Annotated in this window: 13 protein-coding genes and 1 tRNA gene; all 14 read right to left on the minus strand. The window is 64.0% G+C overall.

The genetic code is table 11. From position 1 onward, the window contains the following. A partial coding sequence (locus tag BLP83_RS17870; protein ID WP_005434227.1) for a GTP-binding protein occupies positions 1-93 on the minus strand: 93 nt, incomplete at its 3' end. 54 nt (positions 94-147) lie between these two features. Further along, positions 148-2238, minus strand: coding sequence for an elongation factor G (gene fusA / locus BLP83_RS17875; RefSeq protein WP_091246199.1), 2091 nt, complete (start codon positions 2236-2238; stop codon positions 148-150). Positions 2239-2312: 74 nt separating this feature from the next. Beyond that, positions 2313-2780 (minus strand): 30S ribosomal protein S7, encoded by a 468-nt coding sequence (rpsG, locus tag BLP83_RS17880; protein ID WP_091246201.1) that lies wholly within the window; start codon positions 2778-2780, stop codon positions 2313-2315. Between the two features lie 66 nt (positions 2781-2846). Continuing rightward, entirely contained in the window at positions 2847-3221 is a 375-nt protein-coding gene (gene rpsL, locus BLP83_RS17885; protein ID WP_091246203.1) for a 30S ribosomal protein S12, read from the minus strand. 238 nt (positions 3222-3459) lie between these two features. After that, on the minus strand, positions 3460-7668 hold the full coding sequence (rpoC, locus tag BLP83_RS17890; RefSeq protein ID WP_091246206.1) for a DNA-directed RNA polymerase subunit beta': 4209 nt from the start codon (positions 7666-7668) through the stop codon (positions 3460-3462). A 132-nt stretch (positions 7669-7800) separates the two neighbouring features. Continuing rightward, a complete protein-coding gene (gene rpoB / locus BLP83_RS17895; protein ID WP_091246208.1) occupies positions 7801-11892 on the minus strand; it encodes a DNA-directed RNA polymerase subunit beta in 4092 nt (1363 codons plus the stop codon). A gap of 245 nt (positions 11893-12137) precedes the next feature. Then, positions 12138-12512, minus strand: a complete 375-nt coding sequence (gene rplL, locus BLP83_RS17900; RefSeq protein ID WP_091246210.1) for a 50S ribosomal protein L7/L12 — start codon at positions 12510-12512, stop codon at positions 12138-12140. A gap of 70 nt (positions 12513-12582) precedes the next feature. Further along, positions 12583-13083 carry a 50S ribosomal protein L10 gene (gene rplJ / locus BLP83_RS17905; protein WP_091246213.1) on the minus strand — a complete coding sequence of 167 codons (501 nt, stop codon included), beginning with the start codon at positions 13081-13083 and terminating at the stop codon, positions 12583-12585. Between the two features lie 321 nt (positions 13084-13404). Next, a complete protein-coding gene (gene rplA / locus BLP83_RS17910) occupies positions 13405-14109 on the minus strand; it encodes a 50S ribosomal protein L1 (protein WP_091246215.1) in 705 nt (234 codons plus the stop codon). 3 nt (positions 14110-14112) lie between these two features. After that, complete coding sequence (gene rplK / locus BLP83_RS17915; RefSeq protein WP_091246218.1) at positions 14113-14541, minus strand: 50S ribosomal protein L11; 429 nt, start codon at positions 14539-14541, stop codon at positions 14113-14115. Between the two features lie 153 nt (positions 14542-14694). Beyond that, on the minus strand, positions 14695-15255 hold the full coding sequence (gene nusG, locus BLP83_RS17920) for a transcription termination/antitermination protein NusG (RefSeq protein WP_091246219.1): 561 nt from the start codon (positions 15253-15255) through the stop codon (positions 14695-14697). Positions 15256-15263: 8 nt separating this feature from the next. Continuing rightward, on the minus strand, positions 15264-15641 hold the full coding sequence (gene secE / locus BLP83_RS17925; protein WP_091246223.1) for a preprotein translocase subunit SecE: 378 nt from the start codon (positions 15639-15641) through the stop codon (positions 15264-15266). 15 nt (positions 15642-15656) lie between these two features. Beyond that, positions 15657-15732, minus strand: a tRNA-Trp gene (locus BLP83_RS17930). Between the two features lie 96 nt (positions 15733-15828). Then, positions 15829-15925 (minus strand): EF-Tu C-terminal domain-related protein (locus BLP83_RS17935; RefSeq protein WP_483757027.1); only part of this gene is annotated, 97 nt, incomplete at its 5' end.

A 15925-nucleotide genomic window follows, 5' to 3' on the forward strand; every position in this document is an offset into this window, starting at 1 on the left:
CGCCGCCGTCAGCGTCGTCTTGCCGTGGTCAACGTGACCGATCGTGCCCACGTTCACGTGCGGCTTGGTGCGCTCGAACTTACCCTTGGCCATGGTGCAAACCTCTTTGTGTATGTCTGGGAATCTTGGCTGGAGCGATACGCTCAATCAGCCCTTCTTGGTGACCGCGTCGGCGATGTTGGCCGGCGCTTCGGCGTAATGGTCGAATTCCATCGTGTAGGTCGCGCGGCCCTGACTCATCGAGCGCAGGGTGGTGGCGTAGCCGAACATCTCGCCCAGCGGCACCATCGCGTTGATGACCTTGCCCGAAGGGCTGTCATCGGAACCCTGCAAGATGCCGCGACGACGACTCACGTCGCCCATCACGTCGCCGAGGTAGTCCTCGGGGGTGACGATTTCGACCTTCATGATCGGCTCGAGAAGAACCGGATTCGCCTTGGCAAACGCCTCCTTGAAGGCCATCGAGCCGGCGACCTTGAACGCCATTTCGTTCGAGTCGACGTCGTGGTAGCTGCCGTCCACCGCGCGGATCTTGATGTCGACAACCGGGTAGCCAGCCAGCGGACCCGTAGTCATCGCGTCCTGGATGCCCTTGTCGGACGCCGCAACGTATTCCTTCGGGACAACGCCACCGACAATGGCGCTCTCGAACGAATAGCCGGCGCCGCGCTCCTGCGGCTCCATTTCGATCACGATGTGACCGTACTGGCCGCGACCACCGGACTGGCGAACGAACTTGCCTTCCTGCTTGACCGCCTTGCGGATGGTCTCGCGGTAGGCCACCTGCGGCTTGCCGGTGTTGGCCTCGACGTTGAACTCGCGCTTCATGCGGTCGACGAGAATTTCGAGGTGCAGCTCGCCCATGCCGGAGATGATCGTCTGGCCAGACTCCTCGTCGGTGCGAACGCGGAAAGAAGGATCTTCCTGAGCCAGGCGGCCCAGCGCGATGCCCATCTTTTCCTGGTCGGCCTTGGTCTTCGGCTCAACCGCCATCGAGATGACGGGCTCCGGGAAGATCATCCGCTCAAGCGTGATGATGTTGTTCAGGTCGCACAGCGTGTCGCCGGTGGTGACGTCCTTCAGACCCACGGCTGCGGCAATGTCGCCCGCCAGAACTTCCTTGATTTCGTCACGCTGATTGGCGTGCATCTGCAGGATGCGGCCCACGCGCTCCTTCTTCGACTTGACCGGGTTGTAGACCTGATCGCCGCTGTTCAGAGTGCCGGAATAGACACGGAAGAAGGTCAGGGAGCCGACGAAGGGGTCGGTCATGATCTTGAATGCCAGCGCCGAGAACGGTTCCGAGTCGCCAGCCTTGCGGAAGGCCTCCCCTTCGTTCTCGTCGATACCCTTGACCGGCGGACGATCTGCCGGCGACGGCAGGAACTGCACCACCGCGTCGAGCATCGCCTGCACGCCCTTGTTCTTGAAGGCCGTACCACAGAAGGCGGGGATGATTTCGCACTTGATGGTGCGCTCGCGAATGCCGTTGATGATCTCGGCTTCCGACAGCTCACCCTCTTCCAGGTACTTGTTCATCAGCTCTTCGCTGGCCTCGGCGGCAGCCTCGACCATGAAGGAGCGCGCAGCCTGCGCCTGCTCCTTCAGGTGCGCCGGAATCTCGCCGTAGGTGAAAGTCGTACCGTTCGTGGACATGTCCCACTGGATCGCCTTCATCTTCAGAAGGTCGACCACGCCTTCGAACGTATCCTCGGCGCCAATTGCGAGCTGCATCGGCACCGGGTAAGCGCCCAGACGGGTGCGCAGCTGATCGATGACCTTGGCAAAGTTCGCGCCGGTGCGGTCCATCTTGTTGACGAACGCCAGGCGGGGAACGTTGTACTTGTTGGCCTGACGCCAGACGGTTTCCGACTGCGGCTGCACGCCACCCACCGCACAGAGCACGAACACGGCACCGTCAAGCACGCGCAAGGAACGCTCGACCTCAATGGTGAAGTCAACGTGACCCGGGGTGTCGATGATATTGAAGCGATGCTCCGGCAGCGCACCGTCCATGCCCTTCCAGAAGCAGGTGGTCGCGGCCGAGGTGATGGTGATACCGCGCTCCTGTTCCTGCTCCATCCAGTCCATGGTGGCAGCACCATCGTGCACTTCACCGATCTTGTGGTTCACACCGGTGTAGAACAGGATGCGCTCGGTCGTGGTGGTCTTGCCGGCATCGATGTGAGCCATGATGCCGAAGTTGCGATAGCGCTCGATTGGGGTCTTGCGAGCCACGGGAATTCCTTTCAGATCTGCAGACAGCAAAGCGCGAGGGCCACGCCCCGGAGGACGCGGCCCGTCAGCAGGCTTTACCAGCGATAGTGCGAGAAGGCCTTGTTGGCCTCGGCCATGCGGTGCGTCTCTTCGCGCTTCTTGACCGCGCCACCGCGACTCTCGGCTGCGTCGAGCAGCTCGCCGGCGAGCTTGCGCGGCATCGAGGTTTCACCGCGCTTGCGCGCCGACTCGATGACCCAGCGCATGGCCAGGGCGTTGCGGCGCGAGCTGCGCACTTCAACCGGCACCTGATAGGTTGCACCACCCACGCGGCGGGACTTCACCTCAACCGCCGGGGCAACGTTGCCCAGCGCCTTCTCGACGAGCTCCAGCGGGTTGCCGGCCTTCTCGCCAATGACGTCCATCGCGCCGTAGACGATGCTTTCAGCGACGGACTTCTTGCCGCTCTTCATCACCATATTGATGAAACGGGCGACCAATTCGCTGCCGTGCTTGGGATCGGGCAGGACAGAGCGGGTACCGGGCGAACCTTTACGGGACATGATGCGAACCTGATTTGAAAAGATCGGGTGGAACGCGCACCGCCAGCGCGGCGCGCTTGCCTGGAATTACTTCTTGGGACGCTTGGCGCCGTACTTGGAGCGACCCTGGCGACGCTTGGCGACACCAACGGAGTCGAGCGAACCACGCACGGTGTGGTAACGCACACCCGGCAGGTCCTTGACGCGACCGCCGCGGATCAGGACCACCGAGTGCTCCTGCAGGTTGTGGCCTTCACCGCCAATGTAGCTGATGACTTCGAAGCCATTGGTCAGGCGCACCTTGGCCACCTTGCGAAGCGCGGAGTTCGGCTTCTTCGGGGTGGTGGTGTAGACGCGGGTGCAGACGCCACGCTTCTGCGGGCAGCTGGCCAGCGCCGGCGAGGCGCTCTTGTAGGTTTTCGGATGCCGGGGCTTGCGCACCAGCTGGTTGATGGTTGCCATTGCAGAAAGCCTCTAGAAAACAAAGACGAGCCAACCCGGGCCCGCCAAGACCGAGAAGTTTAGCGTGTGCGCACACAGGCCGTCAACGAATGACAACCTCTGAGCTCGGACTGCCTGTCCGCGAACACGAGGCGCATCCTGCGCCTCATTTCGTTGGTTCTGGGCCTTGGGCCCGTTGCAGCCCGCCACGTTCCGGCGGGCTCGGGATGACCGCCGAGTGAACGGCGGACATCGATCATCAGGCGCTTTCGCCGGTGTCGGCGACGTCCTCAACCGCGCCAAGCGCGGAGCTGCGGAGGATATCGAGCTCGGCGTCGGTGAGTTCCGTGTCGCGGCGGCGGCGCTTGCTGTGGTAAGCAAGGCCCGTACCGGCCGGAATCAAGCGGCCCACAATAACATTCTCCTTCAGGCCCCGCAAGGTGTCGCGGGTGCCACGCACCGCCGCTTCGGTCAGCACGCGCGTGGTTTCCTGGAAGGACGCTGCCGAAATGAAGCTCTCGGTGGCCAGCGAGGCCTTGGTGATGCCCAAGAGCACCGGGTCGTACTTGGCCGGAATGCCGTTGCGCGCGTTGATCTTCTGGTTCTCCTCGATCACGCGCACGCGGTCGAGCTGCTCGCCGCGCAGGAAACGGCTGTCGCCGGTGTCAGTGATTTCGACCTTGCGCAGCATCTGACGGATGATCGTTTCGATGTGCTTGTCGTTGATCTTCACGCCCTGCAGGCGGTAGACGTCCTGGATTTCCTTGACCAGGTAGGCCGCCAGCGGCTCAACGCCGAGCAGGCGCAGGATGTCCTGCGGATTCGGTTCGCCGTCCACCACGGTCTCGCCCTTCTCCACGTGCTCGCCTTCGAACACGATGATCTGGCGGTACTTGGGAATCAGCTCCTCGTGCTCGCCGCCGTCCGCATCCTTGATGATGAGGCGCTGCTTGCCCTTGGTGTCCTTGCCGAAGCTGACCACGCCCGAACGCTCCGCCAGGATCGCCGGATCCTTCGGCTTGCGCGCTTCGAACAGGTCCGCCACGCGCGGCAGACCACCGGTGATGTCGCGGGTCTTGGACGCTTCCTGCGGGATCTTGGCGACCACGTCACCCACGCCCACCGGCGCGCCGTCCTGCAGGTTGACCACCGAGCGCGGCGGCAACAGGTACTGCGCCGGGAGGTCCGTGCCCGGGATCGAGAGATCCTTGCCGTTGCCATCAACGATGCGGATGATCGGACGCAGGTCCTTGCCGGCCGAGCCGCGACGCTTCGGATCGGTGATCTCGATGCTGGCCAGACCGGTCAGCTCGTCGGTCTTCTCGATGGCGGTGACGCCTTCGACCAGATCCACGTAGCGGACGAAGCCGGCCACTTCCGAAACAATCGGGTGGTTGTGCGGATCCCAGTTGGCGGCCACTTCGCCGGCCTTGATCGCAGCGCCATCCTTGAAATTCAGCACCGCGCCGTAGGGCAGCTTGTAGCGCTCGCGCTCGCGGCCGTGGCCGTCCATCACCGAGATTTCGCCCGAACGCGAGACGGCCACGAGATGGCCCGCCGCGTGCTGGACGGTCTTCAGGTTGTTGAACTTGACCGTACCGCTGGTGCGCACCGAGACGTTGTCCACCGCCGCCGCACGCGAGGCCGCGCCGCCGATGTGGAAGGTACGCATGGTCAGCTGGGTGCCGGGCTCGCCGATCGACTGGGCGGCGATCACGCCAACCGCTTCACCGATATTAACCACGTGGCCACGCGCAAGGTCACGGCCGTAGCAGTGTGCGCAGACGCCGAAGCTGGATTCGCAGGTGATGGTCGAGCGGACCTGGATGGTCTGCACGCCCGCATCCTCGAGCTTCTGCACCCACTTCTCATCGAGCAGGGTGTTGCGGGTAACGAAGGGGTCCTCGTCATTGCCCGGCAGGTAGACGTCCTCAGCCACCATGCGGCCCAGCACGCGCTCACGCAGCGGCTCCACGACGTCGCCGCCTTCGACGATCGGCGTCATGGTCAGGCCATTGCGGGTGCCGCAATCGACCTCGGTGATCACGACGTCCTGGGCGACGTCGACCAAGCGACGGGTCAGGTAACCCGAGTTCGCGGTCTTGAGCGCGGTGTCGGCCAGGCCCTTGCGCGCGCCGTGGGTCGAGATGAAGTACTGCAGGACATCGAGGCCTTCGCGGAAGTTGGCCTTGATCGGCGTCTCGATGATCGAGCCGTCCGGCTTCGCCATCAGGCCGCGCATACCGGCAAGCTGGCGAATCTGCGCCGCGGAACCACGCGCGCCCGAGTCGGCCATGATGTAGATCGAGTTCATCGACTTCTGGTCGATGGTCTCGCCCTTGGCGTTCTGCACCTTCTCGGTGCCGATGCCCTCCATCATCGCCTTGGCGACCTGTTCGTTGGTGCGCGACCAGATGTCGACAACCTTGTTGTAGCGTTCGCCAGCGGTGACGAGACCGCCCTGGTACTGCTCCTGGATCTCCAGCACTTCGCGCTCGGCGCCGGCGAGGATCTCGCGCTTGGCGTCCGGAATGACCATGTCGTCGATGCCGATCGACACGCCCGCGCGGGTGGCGTTGCGGAAGCCGGTGTACATCAGCTGGTCGGCGAAGATCACCGTTTCCTTGAGGCCCAGCTGGCGGTAGCAGGCGTTGATCAGGCGGCTGATCGACTTCTTGTTGAGCTCGGTGTTGACCAGCTCGAAGGACAGGCCTTCGGGCAGGATCTCCGCGAGCAGCGCGCGACCGACAGTGGTGTCGACGATCGAAGTTTTGCTGCTGCGGGTGCCGTCCTCGGCGATGCTGGTCAGCTTGAGGCGCACCTTGACCTTGGCGTGCAGTTCAACGACGCGGTTGTCGTACGCGCGCTGGACCTCGCCGAGGTTGGCGAAGACCATGCCCTCGCCCTTCTTGTTCTCGAGCGCGCGGGTCATGTAGTACAGACCGAGGACGACGTCCTGGGTCGGCACGATGATCGGCTCGCCGTTGGCGGGGCTCAGGATGTTGTTGGTCGACATCATCAGCGCGCGCGCTTCCAGCTGGGCTTCCAGCGAAAGCGGCACGTGCACGGCCATCTGGTCGCCGTCGAAGTCGGCGTTGAACGCGGTACAGACCAGCGGGTGCAGCTGGATCGCCTTGCCTTCGACCAGCACCGGCTCGAAAGCCTGGATGCCGAGACGGTGCAGGGTCGGCGCCCGGTTCAGCATCACCGGATGCTCGCGGATCACCTCTTCGAGGATATCCCAGACCTCCGCCGACTCACGCTCGACCAGCTTCTTGGCCGCCTTGATGGTAGTGGCCAACCCGCGTCGCTGCAGCTTGGAGAAGATGAAGGGCTTGAACAGCTCCAGCGCCATCTTCTTCGGCAGTCCGCACTCGTGCAGGCGCAGGGTCGGACCAACCACGATGACCGAACGGCCGGAGTAGTCGACGCGCTTGCCGAGCAGGTTCTGGCGGAAGCGGCCCTGCTTGCCCTTGATCATGTCGGCCAGCGACTTCAACGGGCGCTTGTTGGTGCCGGTGATGGCGCGGCCGCGGCGGCCGTTGTCCATCAGCGCGTCCACGGACTCCTGCAGCATGCGCTTTTCGTTGCGCACGATGATGTCCGGCGCGGCGAGCTCAAGCAGGCGCTTCAGGCGGTTGTTGCGGTTGATGACGCGGCGATACAGGTCGTTCAGATCCGAGGTAGCGAAGCGTCCGCCGTCCAGCGGCACCAGCGGACGCAGATCCGGCGGCAGCACGGGCAGCACGGTCATGACCATCCACTCGGGACGGTTTCCGGACTCGATGAAGGCCTCCATCAGCTTGATGCGTTTGGACAGGCGCTTCAGCTTGGTTTCGCTGTTGGTGGAGGCGATCTCCTCCTTCAGCTGCGCCAGCTCGGCGTTCAAGTCGATCGACTTCAGCAACTCGTAGACGGCTTCCGCGCCCATGCGCGCGTCGAAGTCATCGCCATGCTCGGTGACCGCCTGCAGGTACTGCTCTTCGGTCAGCAGCTGGCCACGCTCCAGCGGGGTCATGCCCGGCTCAATCACGCAGTAGGCTTCGAAGTACAGGATGCGCTCGATGTCGCGCAGGGTCATGTCCAGCATCAGGCCGATGCGCGAGGGCAGCGACTTCAGGAACCAGATGTGGGCGACCGGGCTGGCCAGGTCGATGTGGCCCATGCGCTCGCGGCGCACCTTGGCCAGCGTCACTTCCGTGCCGCACTTCTCGCAGACCACGCCGCGGTGCTTCATGCGCTTGTACTTGCCGCACAGGCACTCGTAGTCCTTGATCGGTCCGAAGATGGCCGCGCAGAACAGACCGTCCCGCTCCGGCTTGAAGGTGCGGTAGTTGATCGTCTCGGGCTTCTTCACCTCGCCATAGGACCAGGAACGGATCAGGTCCGGCGAAGCCAGCGCGATCTTGATGGCGTCGAAATCGAGCGTCTGGCGCTGCTGGTTGAAGAGGTTAAGCAGGTCTTTCATGGGATGCTCCGGGAATCGGGAATCGGGAGTTGGGAATCGATCAGAGCGGGGAACCGGGCCTGGCGGGAGTCGATTCCGGCGGCGGACGCCGCTTCATCGATTCCCGATTCCCGATTCCCCATTCCCAGCTCCTCAGTGCTCTTCCAGCTCGATGTTGATCGCCAGCGAACGGATTTCCTTGACCAGCACGTTGAAGGACTCGGGCATGCCCGCGGCCATCTCGTGGTTGCCGTCGACGATGTTCTTGTACATCTGGTTGCGGCCCTGCACGTCGTCGGACTTCACCGTCAGCATTTCCTGCAGGGTGTAGGCCGCGCCGTAGGCTTCCAGCGCCCAGACTTCCATTTCTCCGAAGCGCTGGCCGCCGAACTGCGCCTTGCCGCCCAGCGGCTGCTGGGTGACCAGCGAGTACGGGCCGGTCGAGCGGGCGTGCATCTTGTCGTCCACCAGGTGGTTCAGCTTCAGCATGTACATGTAGCCGACGGTGACCGGGCGATCAAAGGCTTCACCCGTGCGGCCGTCGAACAGCGTTGTCTGGCCGGACTCAGGCAGGTCCGCCAGCTTCAGCATCGCCTTCAGTTCGGCCTCGTCCGCACCGTCGAACACCGGCGTCGCCATCGGAACGCCCGCGGTCAGGTTCTTCGAGAGCGCGAGGATCTCCTCGTCGCTCAGCTGCGAGAGGTCTTCACGCAGCGAACCGCGGATGGCCTTGTCGTGGTTGTAGATCTGGTCGAGGAAGTCACGCAGTTCCTTGACCTTGCGCTGCTCGTCGAGCATGCGCTGGATCTTCTCGCCGAGTCCCTTGGCGGCCCATCCCAAATGGGTCTCCAGCACCTGCCCGATGTTCATGCGCGAGGGCACGCCCAGCGGGTTCAGGACGATGTCCACCGGACGGCCATCGGCCATATAGGGCATGTCCTCGACCGGCTGGATCATCGAGATCACGCCCTTGTTGCCGTGACGACCCGCCATCTTGTCGCCCGGCTGGATGCGACGCTTCACCGCCAGGAAGACCTTTACCATCTTCAGCACGCCCGGTGCGAGGTCGTCGCCGGCCGTGATCTTGGCGCGCTTGTCGGCGAAGCGCTTCTCGAATTCCTTCTTGTGGGCTTCGATCTGCTTCTGCGCGCGCTCAATGAAGTCGGCGGCATCCTCGTCCTTCATGCGCAGCGAGAACCACTCGTCCTTCTTCAGGCCGCTCAGGTACTCGTCGGTGATCTCGGCGCCCTTCTTCAAGCCGGCCGGACCGCCGTTGGCAACGCGACCGACAATCTGCGTACGCAGGCGGGCGAAAATCGCACCCTCGAGGATGCGGAACTGGTCATCGAAGTCCTTCTTGACCCGACGGATCTCCATCTCCTCGATCTGCTTGGCGCGCTTGTCCTTCTCGATGCCGTCGCGGGTGAAGACCTGCACGTCGATGACGGTGCCGTCCATGCCGGGCGGCACGCGCAGAGAGCTGTCCTTCACGTCGGAAGCCTTCTCACCGAAGATCGCGCGCAGCAGCTTCTCTTCCGGAGTCAGCTGGCTTTCGCCCTTCGGCGTGACCTTGCCGACCAGGATGTCTCCTGCCTGCACCTCGGCGCCGATGTAGACCACGCCCGACTCGTCCAGACGGCCAAGCGCCTGCTCGGAGACGTTGGGGATGTCAGCGGTGATTTCCTCCGGGCCCAGCTTGGTGTCGCGGGCGACGCAGGTCAGCTCCTCGATGTGGATCGTCGTGTAGCGGTCCTGCTTGACCACCTGCTCCGAGATCAGGATCGAGTCCTCGAAGTTGTAACCGTTCCACGGCATGAAGGCGATCAGCATGTTCTGGCCGAGCGCCAGTTCGCCGATGTCGGTCGAGGGACCGTCGGCCAGCACGTCGCCGCGCTCGACCCGGTCACCGACATGCACCAGCGGGCGCTGGTTGATGCAGGTGTTCTGGTTGGAGCGGGTGTACTTGGTCAGGGTGTAGATGTCGACGCCCGGATCGTTCTCGCCGATCTCAGCTTCGTTCACCCGCACGACGATACGAGCCGCATCGACCTGATCGATCACGCCACCGCGCTTGGCCACGGCATTGACGCCCGAGTCGCGCGCCACGTCCTTCTCGATGCCGGTACCCACCAGCGGAGTCTGCGCACGCAAGGTCGGGACGGCCTGGCGCTGCATGTTCGCGCCCATCAGCGCGCGGTTGGCGTCATCGTGCTCGATGAACGGAACCAGCGCAGCCGCGACCGAGACCGTCTGCATCGGCGAGACGTCCATGTACTGGATCTCAGCCGGCGCCATCAGCAGCGACTCACCCTGGTAACGGCAGGGCACGAACTGCTCGATGAACTTGCCTTCCTCGGTCAGGTTGGCATTCGCCTGCGCCACCGCGAACTCGGCCTCCTCGATCGCCGACAGGAAGTCGATCTGATCGGTGACCTTGCCGTCGACCACACGGCGATACGGCGTTTCAAGGAAACCGTAACGGTTGGTGCGGGCATAGACGGCCAAGGAGTTGATCAGGCCGATGTTCGGGCCTTCCGGCGTTTCGATGGTGCAGACGCGGCCGTAGTGGGTCGGATGCACGTCGCGCACTTCGAAGCCGGCTCGCTCGCGGGTCAGACCACCCGGGCCCAAGGCCGAAACGCGGCGCTTGTGGGTCACTTCCGACAGCGGGTTGTTCTGGTCCATGAACTGCGAGAGCTGCGAGGAGCCAAAGAACTCCTTGATTGCAGCCGCCACAGGCTTGGCGTTGATCAGCTCCTGCGGGGTCAGGCCTTCGCTTTCCGCCAGCGACAGGCGCTCCTTGACGGCGCGTTCCACGCGCACCAGGCCCACGCGGAAGGTGTTCTCCGCCATCTCACCGACCGAGCGCACGCGGCGATTGCCGAGGTGGTCGATGTCGTCGACCGTGCCCTTGCCGTTGCGGATGTCGATCAACACCTTCATCACCGACAGGATGTCGTCGTTGCTCAGCACGCCCGAGCCTTCGACCTCCTTGCGGCCGACGCGACGGTTGAACTTCATGCGGCCGACGCCGGAGAGGTCGTAGCGCTCGGACGAGAAGAACAGGTTCTGGAACAGGTTCTGCGCGGCTTCCTTCGTCGGCGGCTCGCCCGGACGCATCATCCGGTAAATCTCGACAAGGGCTTCCAGCTGGGTGCGGGTCGGATCGATGCGCAGGGTGTTCGAAATGTAGGCGCCGCGGTCCAGGTCGTTGACCCAGATCGTGCCGAGGCTCTGCACGCCGGCCTTGCGGAACTTGGCCAGGTGATCCTCGTGCAGTTCGTCGTTGGCGGTGGCCAGCAGCTCACCCGACTTGGGGTCGATCACATCGTGCGCCAGAATGCGGCCGAGCAGATACTCGTCCGGCACTTCCAGCGCGCTGATCTTGGCTTGCTCAAGCTGCTTCACGTGACGGGCCGTGATGCGCTTGCCGGCCTCGACGATGACCTTGCCGTCGGCGACCAGGTCGAAGTTCAGGGTCTCGCCACGCAGGCGCTCGGCGACCAGTTCGAGCTCCACGCCTTCCGGCAGCAGGCTGAAGCGGTTGATCTCGAAGAAGGTCTCAAGGATCTCCGGGTTCGAGAAGCCGAGGGCGCGCAGCAGCACGGTGACCGGCAGCTTGCGGCGGCGGTCGATGCGGGTGAACAGCGCGTCCTTCGGGTCGAACTCGAAATCCAGCCAGGAGCCGCGATAGGGAATGATGCGGGCGCTGTACAGCAGCTTGCCCGAGCTGTGGGTCTTACCGCGGTCGTGGTCGAAGAACACGCCCGGCGAGCGGTGCAGCTGGGAGACGATGACGCGCTCGGTGCCGTTGATGATGAAGGTGCCGTTGTCGGTCATGAGCGGCAGTTCGCCCATGTAGACCTCTTGCTCCTTCACGTACTTCACCGCCTTGTTCGAGGCCGGGCTGTCCTTGTCGTAGATGACCAGGCGCACGGTGACTCGCAGCGGCGCGCCGTAGCTCATGCCGCGGTTGCGGCACTCGCGCTCGTCGAAGGCAGGCTCGCCCAGCTTGTAGCTGACGTACTCGAGCGCGGCGTTTCCGCTGTAGCTGCTGATCGGGAAGACCGACTTCAGGGCGCCGTGCAGGCCCTGCTCGCTCCGCTGCGCAGGCGCGATGTGCTCCTGCAGGAACTCACGGTAGGAGTCCACTTGGATCGCCAGCAGGAACGGAACCTCGAGGATAGAGGAACGCTTGCCGAAATCCTTGCGGATGCGCTTCTTTTCGGTGAAGGAGTAGGTCATGGCCGAAGTACCACCCTGGTTGTGCTGGAGCGGCCGCGTCGAGGCACCGATCCGGGAAAGTAAGCGTGCGTTGCAGCCCTTGCGGGCCGTGATTGGAGCTGGGTCCTGGGTCAGGGCGCAGGTCCAATCAAGGCCGGTCAATCAGTGAAGCGCACCACGAATGCCGCAGAGACGGACGAAAGCCCGGGGGCTTTCGCCCCCAGGCTCGTTCGCGCGAAGTTCAAGCGCGCGACGCAAAGCGTCGCTTACTTGATTTCGACCTTGGCGCCGGCGTCTTCCAGTTCCTTCTTGAACTTGGCAGCGTCGTCCTTGCTGACGCCTTCCTTGACCACGGCCGGGGCGCTCTCGACCAGGTCCTTGGCTTCCTTCAGGCCCAGGCCGGTGATGGTGCGGATGGCCTTGATCGCGTTGACCTTGTTGGCGCCCGCGTCGGCCAGGATCACGTTGAACTCGGTCTGCTCTTCGACCGGGGCAGCGGCGGCGGCCGGACCGGCGGCCATCATGACCGGGGCGGCGGCGGTGACGCCGAACTTCTCTTCAGCAGCCTTGACCAGGTCCATGACCTCGAGAAGGGTCATGCCGGCGATCGCTTCGAGGATCTGCTCGTGGGTGAGGGACATCGTTTTCTACCTCTGGAATGGATTCTGGAAACTGTGGATTCGATACGGCCCGCGCGCGGGCCGCGGGCGGTCAGGCCGCCTGCTCCTGCTGCTTGTCGCCAATCGCCTTGACCACGCGCGCGAAGCGGGTGGCGGGCTCGACGAGCACGCTCAAGAACATGGCAATCGCCTGGTCGCGGGTCGGCAGCGAGGCCAGCACATCGACATGCGTGCCCGGCAGCAGCTTGCCGCCCATCGAGACCACCTTGGGCTGGAGCTTGTCGTTGCCCTTGGCGAACTCCTTGATCAAGCGCCCGGCAGCGCCGGGTTCTTCCAGCGAGAACGCATACAGCAGCGGCCCGACCAGCGCGTCCTTGACGCACTCGAATTCGGTTCCCGCCACGGCGCGCGCAGCCAGCGTGTTCTTGACAACCTTCAAGTACACGCCGGACTCGCGGGCCTTCTTGCGCATTTCCGTCATCTTGCTGACGGTCGTGCCCGCGTACTCGGCTGCGACCAAGGAGTGGGCCTTGGCGGCGATTTCCGCCAGCTCGGCGACCACTTCTTGCTTCTGAGTCAGATTGAGAGCCATTGCACTCCTCCGTATGAACTTCCGCAGACGCCCTGTCGGCCGAATGCGGTCCCTGGCGGTGGCCTTCCCTGGTCACCGGGGGCGTCAGCGACACCCCGTTGGTAGCCGGCTTCGAGAATTCCAGAAGGTCGGCACCATCTACGCAGGCCTGTCGACACTGAGTCGACGGTTTAAGCCACGCAACAAGGAGGGCTACCGCGGCTTGCGCCCCGGACGACCCTCCTCCCTGAGTGACACCTGCGGTCTTTGACGGCGGCCACTCGCGTGGCTGCCTCCAAATAAGCCCCCCGCGCGGTCATGCACGGGGGTTTCAAGCGTGGATCAGACCTTGAGCGAGAGGCTCGACTGGTCGACCGTGATACCGATGCCCATGGTGGTGGACAGCGAGATCTTCTGCAGATACTGGCCCTTCGAGGCAGACGGCTTGGCCTTCAGCAGGTCGCCCAGCAGCGCGTGCAGGTTGCCCTTCAGCGCTTCGGCATCGAAGCTGGCCTTGCCGATCGTGCAGTGGATGATGCCGGCCTTGTCAGTGCGGTAGCGCACCTGACCGGCCTTGGCGTTGCGCACCGCTTCTGCCGGGTTGGCGCTGACGGTGCCGACCTTCGGGTTCGGCATCAGGCCGCGCGGGCCCAGCACCTGGCCGAGCTTGCCAACCACGCGCATAGCGTCCGGAGTGGCGATGACGACGTCGTAGTTCAGATCACCGGCCTGCATCTTCTCGGCCAGATCGTCCATGCCGATCGCCTCCGCTCCGGCGGCGACAGCCTCATCGGCCTTCGCGCCCGGGGGGCAGAACACGGCAACGCGAACCGACTTGCCAGTGCCGTTGGGCAGCACGGTGGAGCCGCGGACCTGCTGGTCCGACTTGCGCGCGTCCACGCCGAGGCGCACGGCCACGTCGACGGACTCGACGAACTTGACCTTGCTGTTGTCCTTGAGGATCCGCAGGACATCGTCGATGGCGTAGGTCTTGCCCGGCTCGACCAGGCTCTGCATCGCCTTGAAACGCTTGGAAATCTTTGCCATGACTTAGCCCTCCACCACCAGACCCATGCTGCGGGCGGAACCCGCGATCGTACGCACGCCCGCCTCGATGTCGGCAGCCGTCAGGTCGGCCTGCTTGGCCTTGACGATCTCCTCGAGCTGGGCACGCGTGACCTTGCCTACCTTGTCGGTGTTCGGGCGCTTGGAGCCCGAGCTGATGCCGGCAGCCTTCTTCAGCAGCACCGTCGCCGGCGTGCTCTTGGTGACGAAGGTGAAGGTACGGTCGGAGTAGGCGGTGATGATGACCGGCGTCGGCAGGCCGGGCTCAAGCTTGGAGGTCGCGGCGTTGAAGGCCTTGCAGAACTCCATGATGTTGAGGCCGCGCTGACCCAGGGCGGGGCCGACGGGCGGGCTGGGGTTGGCCTGGCCGGCCTTCACCTGCAGCTTGATGTAACCAACGACTTTCTTTGCCATGACTTGGACTCCTCGGGTTCAAGCGCTCTGCCGCTCACACGGCTCGGCTCCCCGTCTGGTTGCTTTTTTCGGGAAACGGGAATCGGGAATCGGGAACCGGAGAGCAGCTTGCTCCTGACGATTCCCGATTCCCGATTCCCGATTCCCGGCCTCTCAGGCCTTCTCCACCTGGGTGAACTCGAGTTCCACCGGGGTCGAGCGACCGAAAATCAGCACCGCCACACGCAGGCGGCTCTTCTCGTAGTTGACTTCCTCGACCGTGCCGTTGAAGTCGTTGAACGGGCCATCGATCACCCGGACCATCTCGCCCGGCTCGAACAGCACCTTGGGACGCGGCTTCTCGACCCCATCCTGGACGCGCTGGAGGATGCGATCGGCTTCGCTGTCCTTGATCGGCAGCGGCTTGTCGGCCGTACCGCCGATGAAACCGAGCACCTTCGGGGTGGTCTTGACCAGGTGCCAGCACTCGTCGTCGATGCGCAGGCCACCGCCCTCGCCGTGCGTCTCGATCTGCACCAGCACGTAGCCAGGAAAGAACTTGCGCTCGCTGCGGCGCTTCTGGCCACCGCGCATCTCGATCACTTCCTCGGTAGGCACCAGGACGTCGCCGAAGCGCTCCTCGATGCCCGAGCGGGCGATGCGATCAATCAGCGCCTTCTTCACCTGCTGTTCGAAGCCCGAATAGGCCTGCACCACGTACCAACGCTTGCTCATGACCGACCTCACGCACCCAGCAGGGCGCGAACGCCGGTGGAAATGACCAGATCAAACAGCGCCAGAATCAGGCTGATGACGATCACGACGACGATGATGAGACCCGTGGTGCGGGTGGTTTCCTGACGGGTGGGCCAGACCACCTTGCGCAGCTCGAAGCGGGTCTCCGCGAAGAACTCGCGCGTATCCCGCCCCTTGGCGCTCAGCATGAAGACAGCGATGGCCAAGCCGAACCCAACCAGCATGCCGACTACGCGCAGGGCGGTCGGAGCGGTTGAGAACCAGTAGAAACCAGCCAACGCGGCGACGGCCAGCAGGCCGGCGATGACGTATTTGACGATGTCGCTGGTGGACACCGCTTCGTTCTGTGCGACCTTTGCGTTCATCCGGGTCTTCTGAGATGGCACGCCAGGAGGGACTCGAACCCCCAACCTGCGGTTTTGGAGACCGCTGCTCTGCCAATTGAGCTACTGGCGTACACGAGGTTACGAAGCGTCAAACTCCGAAAAGGCCGAAGGCGAGCCTGGATGGGGCTCGCCTTGGCCAGCCTTCCCTCAAGAGGAAGGCGCTATCTTACTGGATGATCTTGGCGACAACACCGGCGCCGACGGTACGACCGCCTTCGCGGATCGCGAAGCGCAGGCCTTCTTCCATCGCGATCGGGGCGATC

This window comes from Aquimonas voraii (assembly GCF_900101825.1).
In the GTDB taxonomy this organism is placed as follows: domain Bacteria; phylum Pseudomonadota; class Gammaproteobacteria; order Xanthomonadales; family Xanthomonadaceae; genus Aquimonas; species Aquimonas voraii.

Coding starts and splice junctions, on each gene's coding strand:
- rpsG (WP_091246201.1), bottom strand. CDS start 2,780: ATGTCCCGTAAAGGTTCGCCCGGTACCCGCTCTGTCCTGCCCGATCCC.
- rpsL (WP_091246203.1), bottom strand. CDS start 3,221: ATGGCAACCATCAACCAGCTGGTGCGCAAGCCCCGGCATCCGAAAACC.
- rpoC (WP_091246206.1), bottom strand. CDS start 7,668: ATGAAAGACCTGCTTAACCTCTTCAACCAGCAGCGCCAGACGCTCGAT.
- rpoB (WP_091246208.1), bottom strand. CDS start 11,892: ATGACCTACTCCTTCACCGAAAAGAAGCGCATCCGCAAGGATTTCGGC.
- rplL (WP_091246210.1), bottom strand. CDS start 12,512: ATGTCCCTCACCCACGAGCAGATCCTCGAAGCGATCGCCGGCATGACC.
- rplJ (WP_091246213.1), bottom strand. CDS start 13,083: ATGGCTCTCAATCTGACTCAGAAGCAAGAAGTGGTCGCCGAGCTGGCG.
- rplA (WP_091246215.1), bottom strand. CDS start 14,109: ATGGCAAAGATTTCCAAGCGTTTCAAGGCGATGCAGAGCCTGGTCGAG.
- rplK (WP_091246218.1), bottom strand. CDS start 14,541: ATGGCAAAGAAAGTCGTTGGTTACATCAAGCTGCAGGTGAAGGCCGGC.
- nusG (WP_091246219.1), bottom strand. CDS start 15,255: ATGAGCAAGCGTTGGTACGTGGTGCAGGCCTATTCGGGCTTCGAACAG.
- secE (WP_091246223.1), bottom strand. CDS start 15,641: ATGAACGCAAAGGTCGCACAGAACGAAGCGGTGTCCACCAGCGACATC.